The 24,174-nt window shown below is 42.3% G+C and carries 20 protein-coding genes; 6 read left to right on the plus strand and 14 right to left on the minus strand.

Annotated features, from left to right (window positions below; genetic code table 11):
* Positions 1-31: 31 nt before the first annotated feature.
* From CZ434_RS10750 to CZ434_RS10765, 4 genes are all read right to left on the minus strand, one after another.
* Positions 32-2,998 (minus strand): ATP-binding protein, encoded by a 2,967-nt coding sequence (locus tag CZ434_RS10750; RefSeq protein WP_077623146.1) that lies wholly within the window; start codon positions 2,996-2,998, stop codon positions 32-34.
* A complete protein-coding gene (locus CZ434_RS10755) occupies positions 2,999-4,234 on the minus strand; it encodes a metallophosphoesterase family protein (RefSeq protein WP_077623147.1) in 1,236 nt (411 codons plus the stop codon). It lies immediately after the preceding gene.
* A 114-nt stretch (positions 4,235-4,348) separates the two neighbouring features.
* Entirely contained in the window at positions 4,349-5,596 is a 1,248-nt protein-coding gene (locus CZ434_RS10760) for an ABC transporter permease (protein ID WP_077623148.1), read from the minus strand.
* A complete protein-coding gene (locus CZ434_RS10765; protein WP_077623149.1) occupies positions 5,589-6,488 on the minus strand; it encodes an ABC transporter ATP-binding protein in 900 nt (299 codons plus the stop codon). The genes CZ434_RS10760 and CZ434_RS10765 overlap by 8 nt, the downstream gene beginning before the upstream one ends.
* Before the next feature lie 180 nt (positions 6,489-6,668).
* Here CZ434_RS10765 and CZ434_RS10770 point away from each other — a divergent pair, with 180 nt between their 5' ends.
* Positions 6,669-6,854 carry a YhzD family protein gene (locus CZ434_RS10770; protein WP_077623150.1) on the plus strand — a complete coding sequence of 62 codons (186 nt, stop codon included), beginning with the start codon at positions 6,669-6,671 and terminating at the stop codon, positions 6,852-6,854.
* A 66-nt stretch (positions 6,855-6,920) separates the two neighbouring features.
* On the opposite strand, the gene CZ434_RS10775 is transcribed toward CZ434_RS10770, so the two are convergent.
* The 3 genes from CZ434_RS10775 to CZ434_RS10790 form a co-directional block, all read right to left on the minus strand.
* Positions 6,921-7,280: a YlbF/YmcA family competence regulator gene (locus CZ434_RS10775; RefSeq protein WP_077623151.1), complete on the minus strand. Its 360-nt coding sequence runs from the start codon at positions 7,278-7,280 to the stop codon at positions 6,921-6,923.
* A gap of 539 nt (positions 7,281-7,819) precedes the next feature.
* On the minus strand, positions 7,820-8,953 hold the full coding sequence (locus CZ434_RS10780) for a DUF445 domain-containing protein (protein WP_077623152.1): 1,134 nt from the start codon (positions 8,951-8,953) through the stop codon (positions 7,820-7,822).
* 1,689 nt (positions 8,954-10,642) lie between these two features.
* Complete coding sequence (locus CZ434_RS10790) at positions 10,643-11,776, minus strand: DUF445 domain-containing protein (RefSeq protein WP_077623152.1); 1,134 nt, start codon at positions 11,774-11,776, stop codon at positions 10,643-10,645.
* A 194-nt stretch (positions 11,777-11,970) separates the two neighbouring features.
* Between CZ434_RS10790 and CZ434_RS10795 the strand changes: the two genes are divergently transcribed.
* The 4 genes from CZ434_RS10795 (at position 11,971) to CZ434_RS10810 (ending at position 15,795) form a co-directional block, all read left to right on the plus strand.
* Entirely contained in the window at positions 11,971-13,245 is a 1,275-nt protein-coding gene (locus tag CZ434_RS10795; RefSeq protein ID WP_179107242.1) for a YheC/YheD family endospore coat-associated protein, read from the plus strand.
* A 56-nt stretch (positions 13,246-13,301) separates the two neighbouring features.
* On the plus strand, positions 13,302-13,487 hold the full coding sequence (locus tag CZ434_RS10800) for a hypothetical protein (RefSeq protein WP_077623155.1): 186 nt from the start codon (positions 13,302-13,304) through the stop codon (positions 13,485-13,487).
* 186 nt (positions 13,488-13,673) lie between these two features.
* Complete coding sequence (locus CZ434_RS10805) at positions 13,674-14,576, plus strand: PucR family transcriptional regulator (RefSeq protein WP_077623156.1); 903 nt, start codon at positions 13,674-13,676, stop codon at positions 14,574-14,576.
* A 121-nt stretch (positions 14,577-14,697) separates the two neighbouring features.
* A complete protein-coding gene (locus CZ434_RS10810; RefSeq protein WP_077623157.1) occupies positions 14,698-15,795 on the plus strand; it encodes an ABC transporter ATP-binding protein in 1,098 nt (365 codons plus the stop codon).
* 447 nt (positions 15,796-16,242) lie between these two features.
* Here the strand turns inward: CZ434_RS10810 and CZ434_RS10820 are convergent, their stop codons facing one another.
* From CZ434_RS10820 to fumC, 4 genes are all read right to left on the minus strand, one after another.
* On the minus strand, positions 16,243-16,449 hold the full coding sequence (locus CZ434_RS10820; protein WP_077623159.1) for an alpha/beta-type small acid-soluble spore protein: 207 nt from the start codon (positions 16,447-16,449) through the stop codon (positions 16,243-16,245).
* 170 nt (positions 16,450-16,619) lie between these two features.
* The gene (locus CZ434_RS10825; protein ID WP_077623160.1) at positions 16,620-16,838 is read right to left on the minus strand and encodes an alpha/beta-type small acid-soluble spore protein; all 219 of its coding nucleotides are present in this window, start codon (positions 16,836-16,838) and stop codon (positions 16,620-16,622) included.
* Positions 16,839-16,952: 114 nt separating this feature from the next.
* Positions 16,953-17,771, minus strand: a complete 819-nt coding sequence (locus CZ434_RS10830; protein WP_077623161.1) for a YihY/virulence factor BrkB family protein — start codon at positions 17,769-17,771, stop codon at positions 16,953-16,955.
* A gap of 153 nt (positions 17,772-17,924) precedes the next feature.
* On the minus strand, positions 17,925-19,310 hold the full coding sequence (gene fumC / locus CZ434_RS10835; RefSeq protein ID WP_077623162.1) for a class II fumarate hydratase: 1,386 nt from the start codon (positions 19,308-19,310) through the stop codon (positions 17,925-17,927).
* A gap of 362 nt (positions 19,311-19,672) precedes the next feature.
* Between fumC and CZ434_RS10845 the strand changes: the two genes are divergently transcribed.
* The gene (locus CZ434_RS10845) at positions 19,673-20,584 is read left to right on the plus strand and encodes a zinc dependent phospholipase C family protein (RefSeq protein ID WP_077623164.1); all 912 of its coding nucleotides are present in this window, start codon (positions 19,673-19,675) and stop codon (positions 20,582-20,584) included.
* A gap of 648 nt (positions 20,585-21,232) precedes the next feature.
* On the opposite strand, the gene CZ434_RS10850 is transcribed toward CZ434_RS10845, so the two are convergent.
* The 3 genes from CZ434_RS10850 to CZ434_RS10860 form a co-directional block, all read right to left on the minus strand.
* Positions 21,233-22,525 (minus strand): MFS transporter, encoded by a 1,293-nt coding sequence (locus CZ434_RS10850; protein ID WP_077623165.1) that lies wholly within the window; start codon positions 22,523-22,525, stop codon positions 21,233-21,235.
* A 127-nt stretch (positions 22,526-22,652) separates the two neighbouring features.
* Positions 22,653-23,480 (minus strand): M15 family metallopeptidase, encoded by an 828-nt coding sequence (locus tag CZ434_RS10855; protein WP_077623166.1) that lies wholly within the window; start codon positions 23,478-23,480, stop codon positions 22,653-22,655.
* 160 nt (positions 23,481-23,640) lie between these two features.
* Positions 23,641-23,883, minus strand: a complete 243-nt coding sequence (locus CZ434_RS10860; RefSeq protein WP_077623167.1) for an IDEAL domain-containing protein — start codon at positions 23,881-23,883, stop codon at positions 23,641-23,643.
* Between the last annotated feature and the right edge of the window lie 291 nt (positions 23,884-24,174).

The raw sequence follows: 24,174 nt of genomic DNA on the forward strand, positions 1-24,174 counted from the left end.
CATGTTTCGCCATTTATCTTTCGTTATTTTATCATTCATGCCGGGAATTTGCTAATTCAATCTTCTCGAAATTTAAATTTATTGTTGGAATGTTGGCATTCTGCATTCCGGCAGCCAACAGAGGGTTACAAGTAAATATAATAACCTGTTGCCGTTCGGCGAATTCCCTGATAAGATTCCACATAATTTGGTTCCGTTTCGAATCGAAATGGACAAATGCATCATCCACCAGAAATGGCAGTGTCTGCTCTTTCCCAAACAACTGATTAAGCGCAAGTCGAAGCGATACATACAATTGATCGGCAGTCCCTTTGGACAGCTCATTCACAGAATAGCGAAACCCGTCATTATCTTCCACTTCGAATGACTCGCCTGCCCGCGGCGGATGGATTGTTACATACCTGCCTTCTGTAAGGGAATGAAAATAGTCTGCCGCTCTCGTTAGTGTCTTGGGAAGATATGTCTCTTGATAACTTTTTTTCGCTTCCATCAACATTTCCCTGGCTGTTTGATATACGGCCCATTTCTTCACCTGTTCTTTAAGACGGTCTTTCTCCAGACGAAATTGGTGCCTTATCGTGGAGTATTGTTCCGTTTCTTCCATGTTTGCTAAGACAGATTTTATGTCTGAAAGGTGTTGACGTTTTTCTTCCAGCGAGGATTCAAGCGCGTCTATTTGTCCAATTGCAGTTTGAACGCTTTGTTCGACTTCCGCCGGCTGTGGCATCTCTTTCAAGAGCCTGTCAATGTCCGACTGTGGCAGAATTCCCAGCAATCGTTGATGTAATTCTTCCACTTTCTCCTTTATATTGCCCAACTCTTCCCTTTCATTTCCAATTCGGATGTATTCATCTTCTTTTTCAGCTCCGGCTATTGCCAATAGTTCTTTCTTTTCTTCCAGATACGGCGCCATCCTGGTATGCAACCGCCGCTCTTTTTCTTCGTTTTCCTCCATCCATTGCTTGTATTGTTCCACTTTTTCCTTCAACGACTTTTGGTCTGCTGCTATCTTTTTCAGTCGGCTGATGTTATGGTAGATATCCTTTTCCCCGTCTTCCCCGTCAAAAAACAAGGCAATATTCCGCTCCATACGTTTTTTCCCGTTTTGTAAATTACCAATGGCTTCCTCATAACGTTGAAGCTGGGCGAATTTATCCAGACAGGCTGTCAACCTTAAATAGACCTTGGGCCAGAATTCCACCCCAATATGTTGCAAAAAAGGAAATTCCTCTCTATGCTTTTCTATTTTGCTGGAAAGCAACTGTTGTTTATCCAGAAAAAACGACTTTTGCTCAGATAGTTTCAACTGTTGAAGCGATAGCTGTTTATGCTCTTTCTTTAACTGTTCATACTCAGATCTGAGGACCGCTTGTTCTTCCAACACCCTGGACGCTTCGAGGGCGGCTTCCCGATCAACTTTTTCCTCTGTGTCGATACCCGGACGGAGTAAGTATTGTTCAAGCAAAACTAATGATTGATTGGAGAGCCATAATTGTACTGCCCCTGCTCCGAATGCTAGCAGCCCGATAAAATACAGGAGTGTGATGCTTAATAAAAATGCAGAAACAATCATGATTCCACCGATGAGAAGGCTACCGATGAAGATGGACTTTGCTGTGTTCTTTTTCTTTTGAACTTGCTTCCACGTTTTATCCTGTTTCCATTGTTGTTCATCAGCAGCTGGTTTATTCAACAAGTCAGCCTGTCTTCTTAAGGCTGACAGGTCGGTTTCGTCCAAAAGATCGTTTTCTACCGCTTCCGACTCTTTTTTGTACTGTCTTAAGCGCTCGGAAACAGACTGCTCTTCTCTCTTGATTCGCTCTAATTCTGTTTCCATTTGTGTCTTTTCATCTTTCAGATGGTGCCATGTCTCTTCCAGATGAAACGGCAGCACGACCGACTCTAAAGCTTCGATTGACAAGCCCAGTCGCAGGTTGTTCAAATCTGCAGTCAGTTGTCTTACTAATTCTTGTTGTTCTTTTTGGTTGTAATTCAACTCAGCAATTATTCGATGGTACTCATCCGCATCAGCGAGTAGCTCATCGACTTTTTTCTTCGTCGATTCATCCAATAGTTCCTTTTCGGCAGCTTCCAGCTCTGATTTGAATTTCTTTGCGTTGTCCTGTAAGAGGGATTGATCACTTTGTAGTGGCATGAGTTGTTCTTTTAATGCGTAATATCTTTCCAGGCCATTTTCGGGAAAATGTTCATGTAGAGGTAGTTTGTCCATCTTATCTTTTTCGTAGGAAAGCTGCTGGATCATGGAAAGGGACTGGGTTATTTTTTCTAATTGTTCCTTTTTGGCTTTCCAGTCACCGAGCGCTTTGCGCGTCTCTTCCAATTCCTTTTTCAATTCCGTCTCTAAATCCTTCTTTTCCAGGTACGATTCTTCTTCTTCCTGAAGCTTGTTTAAATCGGATTGCAATTCACCGATTGAACGCAATTGCCTGTTGATCTCTGGATTTTTCCCTTGTGGTTTGAACCTTTCGCTAAGCTCGCTTTCCAGTTTCCTTTGGATGGAAAAAATCTTATCTGTTCCGGTCATCCCAACTCCCAACAATACTTCCCCTAAATCTTCCTCTTTTAGAGAATGAAGCTTCGTCAGGTCATCTGCATCAAAAGAGTAAATAGACTGAAATATACTCAGGTCAATATGGTTCAAACGCATCTGCAGCCAATCTTCACCGGCAGTTTTGCCATCAGGCAAATAACAAACAGCTTCCCCATTATTCTTTTCGTGAATCCGTTCGACAGCGAATGTCCCATCTTGTTCAGTGAAAATGTTGATTCGACCGCCAATGCTGCCCCCGGTTTTCGGGCGGTAAAATTCCCTTTTCTTCGGCGGGAGACCGAACAACATGAACATTAGAAACGACCTGATTGTCGACTTGCCTGATTCATTGTCTCCTTCAATCAACAGCAAGTTGTCTTCTGGAAACATGACTTGATAGTCTTTCCATTTTCCAAAACCGTAAATATGTAATCCCAATATTTTCATTTATCCCTCATACTCCTTTGTTAATTCGTGGATAAGGAGATTTTGCGCTTCTAGTTTAATCTGCTCCTCCTCTTCTGGTGAAAAAGGTTCTAAGTACTTCCTGGCATGTTTATGATGTGTGATCGGTTTTAAATAAGGCGTAATTCTATCCGTCTCTGTAAACCGCCGTTTCAATTCCCCGGCAAAGTGATGGCTTTTCTCCCATTCCCCCGGCAGTGATTGTTTTCGCACAAAGCTGTAATCCTGAATATACCCCCATGTGTCTTCTGAATCTATCGAATCATTCAGCAATTCGATGATTTCTTCGAAGTACCCTGTCTGATACCAATCCTCCACATGCTGCTGGTCGCTTGTGAAACGTATTTGCAGGATACACTTTCCCAACTCCTTTTTCTTCTCTGAGAGCATATGCTCGAGCATCGCCTCTACTTCTTCCGGAGCATGTACAGAAGAAATATCTACAGCAACTGTTTCAAATCTGATCTCCTGCAACGGAAAAAATTCCATGTGTGTACCTGCTTCGCTCAACTCCACATAATAACACCCTTTTTCTCCTGTTTCTTTTTTGGAACGGCCTTGTAAGTTACCTGGATACACCACAGGCGGGTCTTCACTCAGTATTTGACGCTTATGGATGTGCCCCAGTGCCCAGTAATCGAAATTTTTACTGATCAAGTCTCCCAGTTGAAAAGGGGCATAGACATCGTGTTCTGTATTGGTACTTAGACTACCATGCAGCATGGCGATATGGTATCCTTTATCGTCCGTCCGTTGGTATTCGACTGTTTTGTTTTCTTTCACGGCTCTTTCCCCATAGCTGAATCCATAGATTGTCGCCAGAGTCCTGTCTGATTTTGTAAAGGTGGCTGTCGACACTTTATCGTCTTTGAAAACAATAACGTTATCCGGGTATTCTGCAGCAGCTTTGCCTGCTTTGGCATAGTCGTGGTTGCCAAATGACAAGTATACCGTGATTCCATACTTTTTCAAAAGAGTGAACGCCTTTTTCAATCGGATATGGGCTTTTAAGCTCTGTTTGTTATCATCGAACAAGTCTCCGGCAATGAGAATGAAATCGACTTTTTTGTCAATCGCCGTTTCCACTAAGGCTGTCAAAGATTGAAAAGTACAATCCCGAATCTGTTTAAAAAGAGGGGCCGGTACTTGGGTCATTCCTTTAAATGGACTATCCAAATGGAGATCTGCACAATGGATAAATGATATTTTCTTCTCCATACAAAGATTCCTCCTGTCATTTCTCCTTTTATTTTAGCAAAATAAAAAACCGAATGCACGTTCGTTCTGTTATAACAGAAAAAGCCATCCGCATTGTCGAATGGCTTTCCTTGTTTACTTTTTGGATAGCTGAAGCGCCTTTTTGAAATCTTTCAGAGAGGTAGAACGCCCGTACATCAGCACACCGCCCCTGTAGACACGAGCACCTATGACCGCCAGCAAAAGGATAGAGGCAATCATGATCACTATAGAGAGACCTACCTCCCATACAGGGATATCGAGCATTCCAACTCGCAAAAACATTAACATCGGAGTGAAAAACGGGATATAAGATGTGACAGTAACAAAAGTGGATTCCGGAAGATTCAATCCAAACATAGCGATAAAGAACGCTATCATGATCAAAAAGATTACCGGCATCATCAATTGTTGAACATCTTCAATCCTGCTGACTAACGAGCCCAGCATTGCGGCCAATGTCGCATAAAGGAAATAGCCAAGCAGGAAGAAGACGATTGCATAGATAAATGTAGAAACACTGACATCCGACAATCCGAAATACTGAAACACCCCATCGGTCAATTCTCCTTGTTTCCGGATGATAAGCAAGTAACCAGCTAACAGGAAGATCCCGACTTGGGTTAACCCAAGCAATGCAATGCCAAGAATCTTAGCAAACATTTGGGCGACAGGAGAAGTGCTGGAAATCAATATTTCCATTACCCTCGACGTTTTTTCATTAGCAATGTCCATTGCTATCATATTCCCATAAGTAATAACCGCAAAATACAACGCGAACAGGATAATATAAACAAGTCCTCTTGCTTCATTAAGCTCCTGTTGTGTTTTGGCCGTCTCCTCCAACGCAATCGATTCGAATGAAACCGGCTCATAGATTTGCTGTACTTCTGCCGGATCAATGCCGGCACTGCTGGTAGCCATTGCCACTTTGATTTGCTGCAGTTGCTGTTCTAAATTAGTACTGATGTCGGAAGAAGCGATTTGGTTTGCATAGAACTCTGCTGCAGGCAAGCCCTCTTCATTCAAGGTGATGGATAGGAGTCCCTCATATTCACCATCCCTTACCGCTTCCTTTGCTTCTTCTTCAGAGCCTTCAAACGCACTTAACGATATGTCCGAATTGTTTTCCATACTCTGATCCAAGGCTTCATAAACAGTATCACTTCCATCAATGACAGCAACTTCTTTCGCTTCCTCATCACCGCTGAAAGCATCAATAATCGAATCCATGTTGGCTATAGCGAAAATAATCAACAGGGCGATAATATTGGTGATCAGAAATGACTTGGTTTTAAAACGTGTCACATATGTATGGGACAACACCACCCAAAACTTACTCATAGGAAGCACCTGCTTTCTCTATAAATATGTCATTCAATGAAGGCTCTTCCAACGCAAACTTCCGCACAAAGCCCTTCCCTTGGAGTTCCTGAAAAATTGCCTGGGAAATCGCTTCACTCTCAATCTGAAGCTGGCAGCCTTCGAATGTTTCTTTATACTGGACTACGCCTGACTGTCTCTTTAAAAATTCTGTATTGAAATCTGTATGTATGAATAAATTCTTCTTGCCGAAAGATCGCTTGATTTCTTTTAAAGAACCGTGGACAACCGGGCTGCCCTTCTGCATGATGCAAAGATATTCGCAAAGTTCTTCTACATGCTCCATGCGGTGGGATGAGAACACGATAGAAGTCCCCTGATTTTTCAAGTCTACAACTGCCTTTTTCAACATCTCCACATTCACAGGGTCCAACCCTGAAAACGGCTCATCAAGGATTAATAATTTCGGCCGGTGGATCACCGCTGAAATAAACTGGATTTTTTGCTGATTACCTTTAGAAAGTTCTTCTACTTTCTTATCCAGGTAATCAGGCACCTTGAATTTTTCCAGCCATCCCTGCAATTCGGTGAGTACCTGTTTTTTATCCATTCCCCGTAATTTCCCCAAATATATGATCTGGTCCTTCACCTTGAGTTTCGGGTATAATCCTCTTTCTTCCGGTAGATAGCCAATTGCATCACTATCTTTGTAGCCGATGGTATCTCCATTCCAAGTGATGCTCCCTTTTGTTACGTCCAGCAACCCCAAAATCATTCGGAATGTTGTGGTTTTTCCTGCACCATTCGCACCTAAAAACCCAAATATCTGGCCTTCTGGTATTTCCAGCGACAAATTGTCGACGGCAGTGAACTTGCCAAACTGCTTTGTGACGTTATTAATTTTTAGCGTCATATTCCACTCTCCTTTCCCCTCTAGAAGTATATACGGACTTTTATTAAAAAAGTTCCCCAAAATATTATATATCTACTTTTCATTAGGGTATATAACTTAAGAGAACATATTTCAATGGCAGGAAAAAATTATTTTCAAAAGAATAAAAGGATAGGAAAGCTATAATTAGGAGGGAACAGAATGAAGCCATATGTATTAACGGTATTTGATGAACAAGGGAAAAAACTTCTTGAGGAAACCTTTGAAGCAGAAAACGATAATGATGCGGTAAAGATTGGCAATAACAAACTCGAAGATACAAATTATACGGAGCATACCCATAGATGCGTTTCCCCTGATGGTAAATTAGTGATGTTTCACCGATAAAAAAACCATACTATCAAGAAAAAGAGCTGCCGAGAATTCGACAGCTCTTTTTCATCCGTATTTGTATTACTGTTGATCTTGATCAGGAGTGCCGTACAATTCTTCAAGCGGCTTTGTGATAATACGGCTAACGTCGTTGATTACTACATTCAAACGCTGCTCTTGTTCCATAAGTTTGGAAATTTCTTCATGCTGCTGGACCAATTCCACTACACGTTTGGCACTTTCAACTTCTTCTTCCGTGATTTCTTGACCCTGCATTTGTTTTTCTTGCAGGCTCATTTGAGTCGTACGAAAATCTTCGAACATCTTCTTTGCAGACTCATCAGCCATGACTTTATCGTAGGCATCTTTCAATCCTTTGAACTCCTCACTATCACGGATTGCCTTTTCCAATTCATAGGCGCTATCGTAAATATTTGGCATGTAATTAAATCCTCCTAATTATTCTAAACATTAAACTCCTCCCCAACTATAACAAACCAAAAAAACAATGTATAGTGATAGGAAGTGGAGGCGGCTTGAACAGGTGCGACAAGCATAAGACAGCTTATGGAACGGCTCGGTCTTCTGCCGTGCAGTAAGATGACTTATGACCTCGAGCACCTAGCCGCTGCAACTGGACTAAATAGGAAGTGAAGGCGGCTTGTTCAGGTGCGACAAGCATAAGACAGTTTATGGAACGGCTCGGTCTTCTGCCGTGCAGTAAGATGACTTATGACCTCGAGCACCTAGCCGCCGCAACTGGACTAAATAGGAAGTGGAGGCGGCTTGAACAGGTGCGACAAGCATAAGACAGCTTATGGAACGGCTCGGTCTTCTGCCGTGCAGTAAGATGACTTATGACCTCGAGCACCTAGCCGCCGCAACTGGACTATATAGGAAGTGGAGGCGGCTTGAACAGGTGCGACAAGCATAAGACAGCTTATGGAACGGCTCGGTCTTCTGCCGTGCAGTAAGATGACTTATCCTATAATGAGAACAATCAATCCCTGAACAAAGCCAATCACTCCGCCCAGCAAAGCACCAAGATAAGTGATCATCTTAAATTCCCGCCTGGAAATATCGAGGACAAGCTGCTCGATTCTCTCAACCGGGAAGCCTTCTACTTCCTTTTCTACTATCTCTGCAAGATGAAGACTATCCATCAATGTTTCCATCTTGTCTGCCAAAGTTGAAGTCAACTTTCCGACGGCATTCGGTACCAGTGATTCCAATATTTCCTTTTGGAAAGGATGTGTAATTTCCCGGACGGTTTTCTTCAACCATTTATCTACCGGGATGGTATTAGATGTTATTTTTCCAAGAGCAGTCGAGATTTCGTTCCGTCCGATTTTGGCCTCAAGCTCGTTCAATGGCTTATCGGCAAATTTATTCCATTCGTTAACAAGCAGCTGGCGGATGACATCTTTTGCTTCTGCGGACTGGACATATTGAACCATCAGCGGTTGGATTTTTTCTGAAAGTCCTTCATTTCCCAGGAAAGAGGAGATCATGTTCCCAAAAAATCCCTTGCCATCCAAGTATTTTTCCACAATTTCACCGATTTTTCTTCTGGCGGCTTCACTCCACAGATACTCTACGATTTGATCTTGTACATGTCCGCTCAGCTTGTCCATACCTGATTCAGCCCGATTGAGCCAATCTGAAGGTAGAAATTCCCGTACATGCCTACCCCCATTTACTTCCATAAATTGCTTGTACTGTAATTCGGTCCAGTCGGCAATTTTGGCCCTTATTTTCTGCTCTTCCACTTCAATGCCGAATGAGTCCAATAAATGCCTTAATTCCGATTCGTTCTTTAGAACTTCTTCCATTTCCTTCTGTGCCCAGCCAGTCAATTGAGATTGAAAAGCAGGCTGTTGAAGTTTTTTCCTGATTCCTTTTGGTGTTAGAAGATGGTCGACCACCATCTTACCAAGCTGCCTGGCTAATTCATCCCGGCGTTTCGGGATTAGTCCAGGGGTAAAGGGAACTTTCCACTTACCAATGAATTTGGGCTGATACGGCCTGAACAGCATTTTGATCGCCAGGGAATTGGTCAATCCGCCGATAACCGCCCCGATCACAATCATCATTACCACAATTAGTATTTCCATTGAATAACCTACCTCACTTTATATAAAAACACTCTGTTTCTATTCAGTCACCTTACTAGTATAAGTTCCCAAGCATGTGTTGAAAAGTTTTACATATACATGGAGAGAGAATGTACCGTTTCAGGACAAGGAGAGTGGGACAGTTGAGCACTCATACTTTTAATATAAAGTTTTATCAGGGGAAGAAACCCTGCATGATCGTCCCCTATCGTTTCTTGAATATTTATCAAAAAGTCCGGAATGTCCAATATGGTCCTTGCTATTCTCCTGTCGAAATCCTTGTGCATGACAAGGAGCCCTCCACCATTTATGTATCAGCTAAATTGAAATATGATCTCTGTTTGAACAGGAATGTCCCTGTCCACGTCGAAATCAACGGCGATAACTGCAAATTCCTGCTGTCCCTGGGTGTATTTATAGCCGGATTCGAACAAGAGCCACATACGTTAGGAGAGCGGACACCAATATTTGAAAAAATGAGCAAATCCGGAGAGCAGATGGGTTTCCATACCATCTTTTTCGGCCACCAGCACCTGAATCAAAATGGTACAAATTTGAATGGTTACCAGTTCATCGACGAAAAATGGATCCAAACACCAACNATAGGTAGTGGAGGCGGCTTGAACAGGTGCGACAAGCATAAGACAGCTTATGGAACGGTTCGGTCCTCAGCCGTGCAGTAAAATGACTTATGACCTCGAGCACCTAGCCGCCGCAACTGGACTAAATAGGAAGTGGAGGCGGCTTGAACAGGTGCGACAAGCATAAGACAGCTTATGGAACGGCTCGGTCTTCTGCCGTGCAGTAAGATGACTTATGACCTCGAGCACCTAGCCGCCGCAACTGGACTAAATAGGAAGTGGAGGCGGCTTGAACAGGTGCGACAAGCATAAGACAGCTTATGGAACGGCTCGGTCTTCTGCCGTGCAGTAAGATGACTTATGACCTCGAGCACCTAGCCGCCGCAACTGGACTAAATAGGAAGTGGAGGCGGCTTGAACAGGTGCGACAAGCATAAGACAGCTTATGGAACGGCTCGGTCTTCTGCCGTGCAGTAAGATGACTTATGACCTCGAGCACCTAGCCGCCGCAACTGGACTAAATAGGAAGTGGAGGCGGCTTGAACAGGTGCGACAAGCATAAGACAGCTTATGGAACGGCTCGGTCTTCTGCCGTGCAGTAAGATGACTTATGACCTCGAGCACCTAGCCGCCGCAACTGGACTAAATAGGAAGTGGAGGCGGCTTGAACAGGTGCGACAAGCATAAGACAGCTTATGGAACGGCTCGGTCTTCTGCCGTGCAGTAAGATGACTTATGACCTCGAGCACCTAGCCGCCGCAACTGGACTAAATAGGAAGTGGAGGCGGCTTGAACAGGTGCGACAAGCATAAGACAGCTTATGGAACGGCTCGGTCTTCTGCCGTGCAGTAAGATGACTTATGACCTCGAGCACCTAGCCGCCGCAACTGGACTAAATAGGAAGTGGAGGCGGCTTGAACAGGTGCGACAAGCATAAGACAGCTTATGGAACGGCTCGGTCTTCTGCCGTGCAGTAAGATGACTTATGACCTCGAGCACCTAGCCGCCGCAACTGGACTAAATAGGAAGTGGAGGCGGCTTGAACAGGTGCGACAAGCATAAGACAGCTTATGGAACGGCTCGGTCTTCTGCCGTGCAGTAAGATGACTTATCCTATAATGAGAACAATCAATCCCTGAACAAAGCCAATCACTCCGCCCAGCAAAGCACCAAGATAAGTGATCATCTTAAATTCCCGCCTGGAAATATCGAGGACAAGCTGCTCGATTCTCTCAACCGGGAAGCCTTCTACTTCCTTTTCTACTATCTCTGCAAGATGAAGACTATCCATCAATGTTTCCATCTTGTCTGCCAAAGTTGAAGTCAACTTTCCGACGGCATTCGGTACCAGTGATTCCAATATTTCCTTTTGGAAAGGATGTGTAATTTCCCGGACGGTTTTCTTCAACCATTTATCTACCGGGATGGTATTAGATGTTATTTTTCCAAGAGCAGTCGAGATTTCGTTCCGTCCGATTTTGGCCTCAAGCTCGTTCAATGGCTTATCGGCAAATTTATTCCATTCGTTAACAAGCAGCTGGCGGATGACATCTTTTGCTTCTGCGGACTGGACATATTGAACCATCAGCGGTTGGATTTTTTCTGAAAGTCCTTCATTTCCCAGGAAAGAGGAGATCATGTTCCCAAAAAATCCCTTGCCATCCAAGTATTTTTCCACAATTTCACCGATTTTTCTTCTGGCGGCTTCACTCCACAGATACTCTACGATTTGATCTTGTACATGTCCGCTCAGCTTGTCCATACCTGATTCAGCCCGATTGAGCCAATCTGAAGGTAGAAATTCCCGTACATGCCTACCCCCATTTACTTCCATAAATTGCTTGTACTGTAATTCGGTCCAGTCGGCAATTTTGGCCCTTATTTTCTGCTCTTCCACTTCAATGCCGAATGAGTCCAATAAATGCCTTAATTCCGATTCGTTCTTTAGAACTTCTTCCATTTCCTTCTGTGCCCAGCCAGTCAATTGAGATTGAAAAGCAGGCTGTTGAAGTTTTTTCCTGATTCCTTTTGGTGTTAGAAGATGGTCGACCACCATCTTACCAAGCTGCCTGGCTAATTCATCCCGGCGTTTCGGGATTAGTCCAGGGGTAAAGGGAACTTTCCACTTACCAATGAATTTGGGCTGATACGGCCTGAACAGCATTTTGATCGCCAGGGAATTGGTCAATCCGCCGATAACCGCCCCGATCACAATCATCATTACCACAATTAGTATTTCCATTGAATAACCTACCTCACTTTATATAAAAACACTCTGTTTCTATTCAGTCACCTTACTAGTATAAGTTCCCAAGCATGTGTTGAAAAGTTTTACATATACATGGAGAGAGAATGTACCGTTTCAGGACAAGGAGAGTGGGACAGTTGAGCACTCATACTTTTAATATAAAGTTTTATCAGGGGAAGAAACCCTGCATGATCGTCCCCTATCGTTTCTTGAATATTTATCAAAAAGTCCGGAATGTCCAATATGGTCCTTGCTATTCTCCTGTCGAAATCCTTGTGCATGACAAGGAGCCCTCCACCATTTATGTATCAGCTAAATTGAAATATGATCTCTGTTTGAACAGGAATGTCCCTGTCCACGTCGAAATCAACGGCGATAACTGCAAATTCCTGCTGTCCCTGGGTGTATTTATAGCCGGATTCGAACAAGAGCCACATACGTTAGGAGAGCGGACACCAATATTTGAAAAAATGAGCAAATCCGGAGAGCAGATGGGTTTCCATACCATCTTTTTCGGCCACCAGCACCTGAATCAAAATGGTACAAATTTGAATGGTTACCAGTTCATCGACGAAAAATGGATCCAAACACCAACCAAGTTGCCTTCTATTATTTATAACCGAATTCCCAATCGCCAAACAGAACACCACCCAGATATAATAAAGGCCAAAAAGCTCATCCAGCACCATGCATTCCTCTTCAACCAGGGCTTTTTTAATAAATGGGAAGTCCATGAAAGTTTGATAAAAAATCCTGATTGCTCATTCCTGCTCCCAGAGACAGTCTTACATCCATCTAAACAAAGGATTCTCTCCTTATTGAATAAACATCCTGTTTATATCAAGCCGATCCACGGAAGTAAAGGAGACGGCATTATCAAGTGTCTCTTATTGAAATCAGGGGAACTAGAATGCCATTATTACCTTAACGACAAGCCGCAGGTCAATCGTTACCGTTATGTGGAATCGTTTTTCAGCCAGCACTTTCCCAACGGTTTAAAGGGCTATGTAGCTCAACAGGGAATTTCTCTTTTTAAAAAGGGGAAAAGCCCGATCGATTTCCGCGTCCATGTCAATAAAAACCATAAAAACAGCTGGGAAGTTACATTGATTTGTGCGAAATTCGCCGGAAAGGGCAGCCTGACCACCCATGTAAAGCGGGGAGGAAAACTGCTGGTACTGTCCGAACTCTTTTCGAAAGAGGAGGAAAAAAAGGTATCAGACAGATTGACAAAAATGGCTCTTTTAGTTGCATCGTGTTTGGAAATCACCAAACCATCGGTGGGCGAAATCGGATTGGATTTCGGAATTGATTTAGAAGGAAGAATATGGCTCTTCGAAGCGAATTCCAAGCCAGGCTACAGTGTCTTTGAACACCCGTTAATCGCAAAACAAATGGAGGAGATTCTCTCCTTTCCATATAAGTATGCTTTCTATTTATTCAATACCCGGCAAAATAAATGATTCATCTGCATGCAATTCCCCTCCCGTCAAACACTAAAGACGAAGGAGGGTATCTCATGGCAAAACAGGAAACAAATAAAACAGACTACCTGAAAGATCAAAAGAATTACGAACTTGATGTAGATCGGATGATCAATGAAGGTATGGCAGGAGGCACAACCCATTCCATCCATGATCGAATCCAAATTGAACAAGCCAGAAGACTTCCTGAAGAAAACGAACCATTTCCGGAAGAAAGCTAAAAACAGAAGCATCCCATAAATTAGTCCGACCTGTACTTCGGGAGTCTCTCAAGAATCCGAACAGGTCGGATTTTTAATTATATATATATCAATATAAGTTGACTGTAGAGCCAACTTATTTCTGTCATGCGAATCGCCAGCTATTTGATATAATGGATACAATCCACACATGAAAGAGGCTCTAAAATGATTGAAAAATTGCAAAAGATATTTCCTGATTTAATCATATATCGCTCTCAAGCCGGCTTGGATTCGGACAACTTTTACTGGTTTACTACAGATTCCCGCGAAATTTTCGGTATAGGTAAGCAAGATATAACTGAAAAAGAATACCGCTTGCTCGAAACATTCCTGACTCCCTATCAGGCAAGCCAGACTCCAGCTTCCAAAGTCGAAAAGGAATGGATGGATATTCTTTTTCACGGGCAGGATTCCACATTATTGACCAATGCACCTTCAAACGGATATAGGTTCATATCATTTCATGTCTCAGATGAGAATGTCGACCATAAGGAGTTCCGTGAAGCAATCGGCGGCTTCTTTCCAAGAGAACTTCCCATCCTTTGGCAGAACAGCAATGAAGGGCTGCTTATTGAAATTGATCCGGATGACACGCAAGAATCAATCGAATCTTTTCAACAAATAACAGATGTCTTAATGAGTGACTTCTATATGAAGGTTAATCTGTTTATCAGTCCCTTTTTTTCGGATGTTTCCCGGGCACGGGGGCATTATCAATGGGTCGAAAATTGTTTCCAAACGGTCCGGGCATACCGCAAAGATCCTATCCTGACATATGTGGAAGCAATCCCTTACCTGCTGCTTGACCAACTCGACAAAAAAGAAGCATCGCCCATCATCACGTCAGTCTTCAAAGATACAGAGGATGACAAAGAACTGCTTTCTACCATCCAAACATTTCTGGAATGCAATTCAAATACGACACTCGCAGCCAAAACATTGTATATGCACCGTAACAGCCTTCAGTACCGGGTGGACAAATTCATCGAAAAAACCGGGATAGATGTAAAAGAATTCAAAGGAGCTTTAACCGTCTATCTGGCAATGTTGCTTAGACAAAATATTTGAAACTTGTCACATTGCACAAAACAGGTCTTTATCTTTGTGCACGGATGCCATTTACCGCTGTCCTATTTTTCTGTAAACTTTAGTTATAAATAAAACGCTTACATAAAAAGGAGGAGAAACAATGGCAGAACTTAGCCTGAAAAACATTTACAAAGTTTATGATAAAGATGTAACCGCTGTCGAAGATTTTAATTTGGAGATCGAGGATAAAGAATTTGTCGTTTTCGTAGGACCTTCCGGGTGCGGTAAATCGACAACCCTTCGAATGATTGCTGGTTTGGAGGAAATCTCTGACGGGGACTTCAGTATTGATGGAAAGAGAATGAACGATGTTGCTCCAAAAGACCGCGACATCGCAATGGTATTCCAGAACTATGCCCTTTATCCGCATATGAATGTATATGACAATATGGCGTTCGGTCTGAAACTGCGTAAATTTAAGAAGGATGAAATTGACCGCCGTGTCCAGAACGCTGCGAAAATCCTCGGCCTTGATGGTTATTTAGACCGTAAACCGAAAGCGCTATCAGGTGGTCAGCGTCAACGTGTTGCCTTGGGCCGTGCGATTGTCCGTGATGCTAAAGTATTCTTGATGGACGAGCCTTTATCTAACCTTGATGCTAAACTTCGTGTTCAGATGCGTGCAGAAATCCAAAAACTTCACAAACGTCTGCAAACGACTACTATTTACGTAACGCATGACCAAACAGAGGCAATGACAATGGCTACACGCCTGGTTGTTTTGAAAGACGGTATCATCCAGCAAGTAGGTGCTCCTAAAGAAGTTTATGACAAGCCGGAAAATGTATTCGTAGGCGGCTTCATTGGTTCTCCTTCCATGAACTTCCTAACAGGTACACTTAGAGACGGATCTTTTGAGATCGGTGACGTTAAACTGGAAGTACCTGAAGGAAAGATGAAAACATTGCGTAACCAAGGATATGTAGACAAAGAAATTCTACTTGGAATCCGTCCAGAGGACATGCATGATGAACCATTATTTATTGAATCAACACCTGGAACCAAATTGACTGCAACAATCGATGTTGCGGAACTTATGGGTTCTGAGTCTTACCTTTATTCCAAAGTCAATGATCAAGACTTCATCGCACGCGTAGATTCCCGCACAGATATCCAGGGCGGCGAAAAAATCGACTTGGCATTAGACATGAACAAAGCACACTTCTTTGATATCGACTCCGAACTTCGGATCCGATAGAGAAACCAAGAGGAGACAAACTGTCTCCTCTTTTTATTTTGGAACCTCTTGGATTTCAACCCTCATGTCTTGTTTACAATTATTACAATGAAACAAATGAACACATACATGGTCTTCGGTTGAATTCTGAACTCCATCTACAGTTTTTGCAATGTCGTCCGGTAAATATGGACTGTAATCACCCATATAATCCACGACCTTTCCCTGATCTTCCATGGTTTCGTCGCAATTCGAGCAATTACGGGTAATGGTCCTCATCCCATTACATAAAGGGCAAGCGTGCACGGTGCAAACCTCCTGTTAAAATGCTATGTGGTATATACCCGTTCAGTAAGTGCATAAAAATTCCTTTTATGGTAAATTCTATCGGTAAATGGATGTTCCGATAAGGCAAAATGAAGGAGACACCGGAAATGGTGTCTCCATGCCATTGTTTATTTAAATTGATTAAGATTGTTGACTGCCGTTAAACTGTTGCTGTGCAGTTCTTACTAGACGTTTAGTGATTTCTCCACCAACAGAACCATTGGCACGAGAAGTTGTATCAGCACCAAGATTCACCCCAAATTCTTGAGCAATCTCTGCCTTCATTTGGTTTAAAGCTTGCTCTACACCAGGAACTAACAGTTGGTTTGAGTTGTTGTTGTTAGCCATGTCTATCACCTCCTGTACTTCTATTATGAGCAAAAGCGTTCATTCTATTTATGTAATCGGCTGGTAAGTATATGACTATATGGATATTCTATCCTATCAGAATCCCATATAAAAGGAGGCACGAAACCGTGCCTCCGATGCCATCATTGTTATAAAATTGTTTGGTTTAATTATGATTGTTGTCCGAAAGTTCCGCCCATTTGTTGTTGAGCAGTTCTTACTAGACGTTTAGTGATTTCTCCACCAACAGAACCGTTAGCACGAGAAGTTGTGTCAGCTCCAAGGTTTACGCCAAATTCTTGAGCGATTTCCACTTTCATTTGATCAAGAGCTTGAGCTACGCCAGGAACTAGAAGTTGGTTTGAGTTGTTGCTGTTGTTGTTAGCCATGTTTATCACCTCCTGTACTCCTATTGTTACCGAAAGGAGTATTATTATCAGGAGATATTGCTGGTAAATTATGATAATGGTTCCAGTAATCCAGCCATTCTATGGAGACAGTTATTAACCGGTCTTCCTGCGGTGATAAATAGCATTAAGTTCAGCTCCGATTACAAGGGTCAACCCGGTCAAAAAGAACCAAAGCATCAAAATAATGACCCCGCCCAAGCTTCCATATGTGGCCGAATAATTGGCGAAATTACTCAAATAAAACGAGAAGCCAAGCGAGATAACCTGCCATAACAAGGCTGCAGCAACAGCTCCCGGCAGTACTTGACTGAAAGGAAACTGCTTGTTAGGAGCGAAATGATATAACGCCGCCAGGATTGCAATCATTACCACTACACTGATCGCCCAGCGAAGAACTTGAAAAACGATAGCAGTCTGGCTTGGCAGGTTCAGATTGCTGTTTAAAAAGTCAATGATGACGCCGCCGAAAATCGGCAATACTAATGCTACAACCAGTGCAAGGATCATCCCGATTGTCAGGGCAATAGATAGTAATCTTACTTTTATAAAGGAACGGGTTTCTTCCACGTTATATGCATGGTTAGAAGCATCGATAAATGCATTGACAGCATTGGAAGCGGACCAAAGCGTTCCAAGGATCCCTATTGTCAATAAACCGCCCCTTGGTGTGGTCACAACACTGATGATCGTATCTTCGAATGTGCTGGCAACTTGCTGTGGCAGAATATTTCCAATAAAGTTTACAGCACGTTGTGGGTCTATTGATAAATAAGGAAGAATGGATAATAGTAAAATCAACATAGGGACAATGGCAAGCAAATAGTAATAAGCCTGTGCTGCCGCCAATGTTGTTGCATCATCTTTTTTGAACTCTTTTCCTAATTCTTTTCCATATGTCAGAATCTTACTCATTTATTTCCCCTCCTTTTTTGGAATTGATTTGTCCTTTTTTTATCCCCTTTTTTCGTGCTGTTCAATCCTCTTCTTGGTAGACTGAGTTGACACGGAATCTTCACGAAATAAAAAAAGATCCCCATGAATGCGCACATTCATGGGGATGAAACTTTATTTAGGATAAGTCATTTCCTTTGGATTGATATACGAATCGAACTGTTCTTCTGTCAGCAATCCAGATGCAACTGCCGCCTCTTTCAATGTTGTATTGTCTGAGAATGCTTTTTTGGCGATTTTAGCCGCATTTTCATAACCGATATGTGGATTCAGCGCAGTTACCAGCATAAGAGACTCATTGAGGTTCTTGTCAATATTCTCCTGATTTGGTTCCAATCCACGGACACACCGTTCATCGAAAGATAACATTCCGTCTGCAAGCAACTGCGCAGACTGAATGAAATTATAAGCAATCACCGGTTTGAAGACATTTAATTCAAAGTTGCCCTGGCTTGCAGCAAAACCGATGGTAGCATCATTTCCCATAACTTGTGCTGCAACCATTGTGACTGCTTCACTTTGAGTAGGATTTACTTTGCCGGGCATGATCGAGCTGCCCGGTTCGTTTGCGGGGATATTGATTTCCCCTATGCCACAACGAGGACCGCTGGCAAGCCACCTTACATCATTGGCTATTTTCATTAAATCTGCCGCCAATGCCTTTAAAGCTCCATGTGTGTACACAAGTTCATCATGGCTCGTCAATGCATGAAATTTATTTGGTGCTGATTCAAAATCCTTGTCAGTAAATTCGTTGATTTTCCTGCAGACTTTCTCTGAAAACTCTGGATGTGCATTAAGACCAGTCCCTACAGCTGTACCACCGATGGCAAGTTCTTTTACATATTGCAGACTATCGATAAGCATCTTCTCGGTTTTTTCCAACATTCTATGCCATCCGCTTATTTCCTGGCCTAATGTCAGCGGTGTTGCATCCTGTAAATGGGTACGTCCAATCTTCACCACATCATGAAACGCTTCCATTTTCTCTTTTAATGTTTTTTTCAAAGTAGACAAAGCCGGCAATACTGTATCTTCAATCTTGATAACTGCCGCAACATGCATAGCGGTCGGATAAGTATCATTGGAACTTTGCGATTTATTGACATCATCGTTTGGATGAAGCCTTAGTTGGCTTCCCTTTTCTTCAAGCCACTGATTGCCCACAAATGCAATCACTTCATTTACATTCATATTGGATTGCGTTCCGCTGCCAGTCTGCCAGACAACAAGTGGAAAATGTTCATTCAATGAACCCGAAAGTATTTGATCCGCCGCATATTCAATTGCATGGGCTTTTTCTTCTTCCAGTAAACCCAGATCTCTATTGACCATCGCAGCACTTTTCTTTAAAATGGCAAAACCATTGATCACTTCAACAGGCATCTTTTCTGTACCTATCGGAAAATTCTGCTTGCTTCGCTGTGTCTGAGCACCCCAGAATTTATCTGCTGCAACATTAATTTCCCCAATTGTATCTTTCTCCACACGATAATCCATTTATGTATCCTCCCTTTGTATATGCTTCCATATCCATTGTAACAAATTTTTAGTAAATACAGAAAAGTGAACATATAGAAATAGCTGGATAATTTTTCTGACTATATACTTTATTTCCGGGAAATGTTACACTGACTATACCATACGGAGAGAGAGGGGGAAATTTTGAGAGGGGTCTCAGAAGTTTTCTCGCTTAACTTCCATAATGGTCTTGTAAATGTGGGTAAAGAGTTCCGTCATCCGGGACTCTTTTTTGTATTGCCCACAAAACAGACACAAAAGTTTCTTCCCCTATACATACAAATTCCTGCGCTGCTCGCTTATAATGGAATACAAATAAGTGCCGCTGCGGAGGTGCAATCATGCCAAATATTTGGACACACATGCTTTTTTGCGAAGAATTGATAGATAATATTGGGCAATCTAGTCCCATTGCACGTCAGGAAAAACATTTGAATTTAGGCGCCCAAGGACCTGATCCATTTTTTTACCATAATTTCTGGCCCTGGAAAAAGGAGCAGAAGGTCAACGAGGTTGGCTCCCTGCTTCACACCGAGAAATGCGGAGATTTTATGATGGATTTGATCATCTCTGCCAACAATTATACGAATCAAACAAAAGCTTATGTCTTTGGATTTGTCACCCATCATATATTGGACAGAAATACGCATCCTTATATTCATTATAAAGCAGGATTTGAAGGCAATAAACACCAGTTGTTTGAAGTGATCATTGATACGCTGTTAATGGAAAGGTTCAGGAGTTTTAAAACATGGAAAGCTCCTGTCTACAAAGAAATTGATGTTGGAAAAAAACTTGATAGTGAAATATGTGAATTGATGCATGAGTCGATCAGTCGGCATTATATAATTCAAGAAGAAAGTACACAATATATACAGGAATCGTATCGGGACATGAAACGGGCACTAAGGGTCCTTTACGATCCGTATGGATGGAAAAATGCTGTTTTATCATCATTCATTTCTTCTTTTTCCCATCAGCCGATACGGCAGAACAAGGATTACCTTAATGATAATAAAGACCCCTGGTTCCATCCGGCGACAAAAGAACCTTCCAAGGAAAGTTTCATTCAATTATTCGATAAAGCGAAACATGAGGGCGAGGAAATCATGAAGGTAGTAATCGACTACTGGCAATCTCCTTCTCCTTCCAAAGAATCAAAGTTACGGACTCTGGTACGTAACGTATCTTATGATACAGGAAAAGAACTCACGCTTGGTTTGACAAACAGATATTGTGAACCAATCGTCTAAGGAGGCATACAGCCTCATTTTTCATTTCCAAACAGCCAACCGCTGTTAAAGTTTACAGTTGAGACAAACTGCGACATAGTGACAATTCTATTTTTTGAAGTTTTCACTCTTTCTGATGTTAGTTGAGTGCTAACCCAACGCTGCGGTAAAATACTCGCTTTCCACGGGGAACGCTTCAGCCTCCTCGCTGGCAAAAAGCGCCAACTGCGGGGTCTTCAGACTGTTCCTTTCCCGTAAGAGTCTCGCATTTTACCGCAGCTTGTAATGGCATTCTGTAATAGTAAGAAAAAATAACAGTTGAGGAGTTATAGAGATTTTTTTTCCAAAATGCAGAACATACCAAACCATGAGCCTGGATTTTGGCTGGAAATAACCCATGTTAGATATATTGAAGGATCACGTCTCACTTAATCAGATATCTATCTTAAGCTGCGGAAAAATGCGACACTCCTGGGGGAAGAGCAGCTTCCGAAGACCCCGCAGTGAGTGCATTTTGCTTACGAGGAGGCTGAGGTGCTGCCCCCGGAAAGGGAGTATTTTTCCGCAGCGCTGGACTACCAACTCAATCCGAAAAGAATGGAAGAAAGCCAGAAAAAGTCATGTCGCAGTTTATCGGTTTTGTGGCAGAACTTTTAAAAACTGCTTTTATTAATATACTTCCACTTTATTATTCGGATTGGTCTGGAGGTTTGCTTCTTGTATGCCTTTTTCGATATTGACGAATTTGAGCAAAATAATTCCTGCAATAAAGAAAAATACGAGAGAAATGATGCCGAATCGGCTGGAGCCTGTCAGCTGGCCGACAAGGCCGAAAATAAGCGGACCGAAAATGGCAGCAAATTTAGAAGAAATCCCATAAAAGCCGAAAAACTCAGCATGTCTGTCTTCCGGCACCATTCTTCCAAAAATAGAACGACTAAGAGATTGTGCGCCACCCTGGACCAGTCCTACACAAACAGCCAAAAGATAAAAGTGCAATGCAGATTCCATGAAATAACCAAGTATGACGATACCTACATAACCATATAAAGTGAGGAACAATGCTCTTTTTGCATGCATCTTGCCAGAAAGCCAACCAAAGAAAAAAGTAGATGGTATGCCGATAAACTGGGTAATCAACAAAGCAGTGATCAACGAATTCGTATCTATGCCAATATCCTTCCCATAAATCGTCGCCATTTTGATGATAGTAGAAATACCGTCATTATAAAGCCAGAATGCCAGCAAAAACACTAAAAGCTGTTTGTACCTGCGTATTTCTTTGAAAGTCCTCCCAACCCTTTTAAATCCAATCATAATATAAGGTTCTGTTCGAGGTACCGCTTCCTTTTTTTCTTCCCGAATGTTTTTAAAGAGTGGAATAGAAAAAATGAACCACCATACACCGACTGTAACAAAAGAAACCTGGCTTGCAACGACTTGGTCTGGCATTCCGAACCATTCATACTTCAACAGCATTAGAACATTTACAGCCAAAAGCAGGCCGCCGCCAAGATATCCAAAGGCAAAGCCTTTAGCCGAAACCTTATCTATGTCGGAGCCCCTCGCTACTTCTGGGAGGAAAGCGTCGTAAAAGACATTACCACTTGAGAAACCTATTGTTCCCACGATTAGAAGGATCGAGGCAAATAGATATTCTCCCTCCCCGACGAAGGCCATCAGGACAGAAGCAATCATTCCCATATAAGCAAAAAAGCGAAGAAATTTCTTTTTAGCAGCCGAGTAATCGCTGATAGCACCCAAAACAGGTGAGAGAACAGCCACCAGCAATACCGCGATCGCCTGGGAATAGGCCCAATAGCTTGATGCCAATGATTCTCCAAGTCCTTTTGCAGCTACATCGTAATAAAAAACCGGCAGTATTGCTGCCATCATGGTTGTGGCAAAAGCGGAATTCCCCCAATCATATAAAATCCAACTTTTCACAGCCTTCTTATTCACATTCCCACTCCTCCCCTTTTAGATAAGCATAGCAGAGAATTATTAAATCATAACTTTTATTTTGTAAATATTGAAAAATTTTACGCATCGAAAAAGCCGGATTCCATAAAAGGATCCGGCCCTGTCTTTATACATTAAAGTACTCTTCAAGTGTTATATTCTTTTGATATATTTCTGTGGCGATTTCTTCACCTACGTACCGAATATGCCACGGCTCATAGCTGTATCCAGTAATATCTGTTTTTCCTTCCGGATAACGGATGATGAATCCGAACTTGTGAGCATTTTCTGCCAGCCAGGAGCCTTCATCCGTTTGCTTGAAAGTCTGCTGAAGGGAGAAAGCCATTTCTGCTGAGGTCACATCCATGGCAAGTCCTGTCTGATGTTCACTTGTTCCCGGTCTTGCGGAAAGTTTATCTGCTTTTTCCTGGCCCATTTTATCTACATTCGATTGATATATTACTTTTTGCCTTTCATAGGACCTATACCCTGAAGCTGCAACTATATCCAACCCTGCACCTTCTGCGGCATCGAATAATTCTTCCAGAGCAGTTGCAGCTTCCTTGCGCAGGTGTCTTTTTTCATGTTCTTCATCAAAATAGAAAGGTACATCAGGCTCAACTAAATCAGGAGGCTCATACCCATCAGGCAGTTTTCTCTGTTTATTGACTAGAACGTCCAGACTTTTCGGATTGTCGACAGTAACGGGATCGCTGACTGTACCGGTTTCCAATGCAGGTTCTTCTTCAGAGGGTTGGCCTGCCTCAGATTCTGTTTCTTCGTTTCCATCTGTTTTTCTTTCTTCTCCAGAACTTTCCTGTCCAGAAGTTTGCTCGTCACTTTCTTGTTCCTGAGCATTCTCTTGTGAAGCATTATCCGTCCCGGCAGGTTCTTCCTGGCATCCTATCAATGCGACCGCTAATACACTTATTGACAGTAAAAATTTAAATTTCATCGTATTATCCCTTCATTTCAATATAGCAAAATGCACATTTTACAGTGTAACATACAATCGGCACTTTGGATGCAAGGGATTGAACATTCTTAATTGCAGGAACCATCAAAACCAAAAAAATCCCTGCCGGCGAGCTCCGGCAAGGATGTATGTTATAAGTTCATTCTTTTATATAAGGCTGGTATTGCTTACTTAAAGAAACAAAAGCTTCTCTATCATTGGAATCGATCGACTCGTTAATTTGTGTTTCCAAGTGTGACTTATTCCAATTAAAACATAATTCATCAAGAAGTAATTGAGTGGCAAGTTTAATTTCATAGGATATTTCCCGCTTGGCTACAACTTTACTTTTCCTATCAGTTCCAAAAGCTTTCAATCGGTAATTGATCTTATGCTTTTTCATGGAACATGCCCCCTTGTTCCTTTTTTTCATTATCCTAAAAATCAGCCGATAATGCAACAATTTTCTGAATATTTATTTTTAGTCTTCCCTACAACATAATTATTAAAACTAACCATACGCCTATTTTTGAAAAAAAGTCGTCCAACCAAGCTGTTGTCTAAAAAACTGTCCATCAACTGGCGCAAAACCTATAAACTACGACATAACTAACTTCACTTAACGGGACTTCCTCCCATCCTTTTCGTATTGAGTGGTAATCCAGCGCTGCGGAAAAATACTCGCTTTCCGTGG

Origin of the sequence: Sediminibacillus massiliensis, from assembly GCF_900156915.1 — a bacterium.
GTDB lineage: Bacteria > Bacillota > Bacilli > Bacillales > Amphibacillaceae > Sediminibacillus_A > Sediminibacillus_A massiliensis.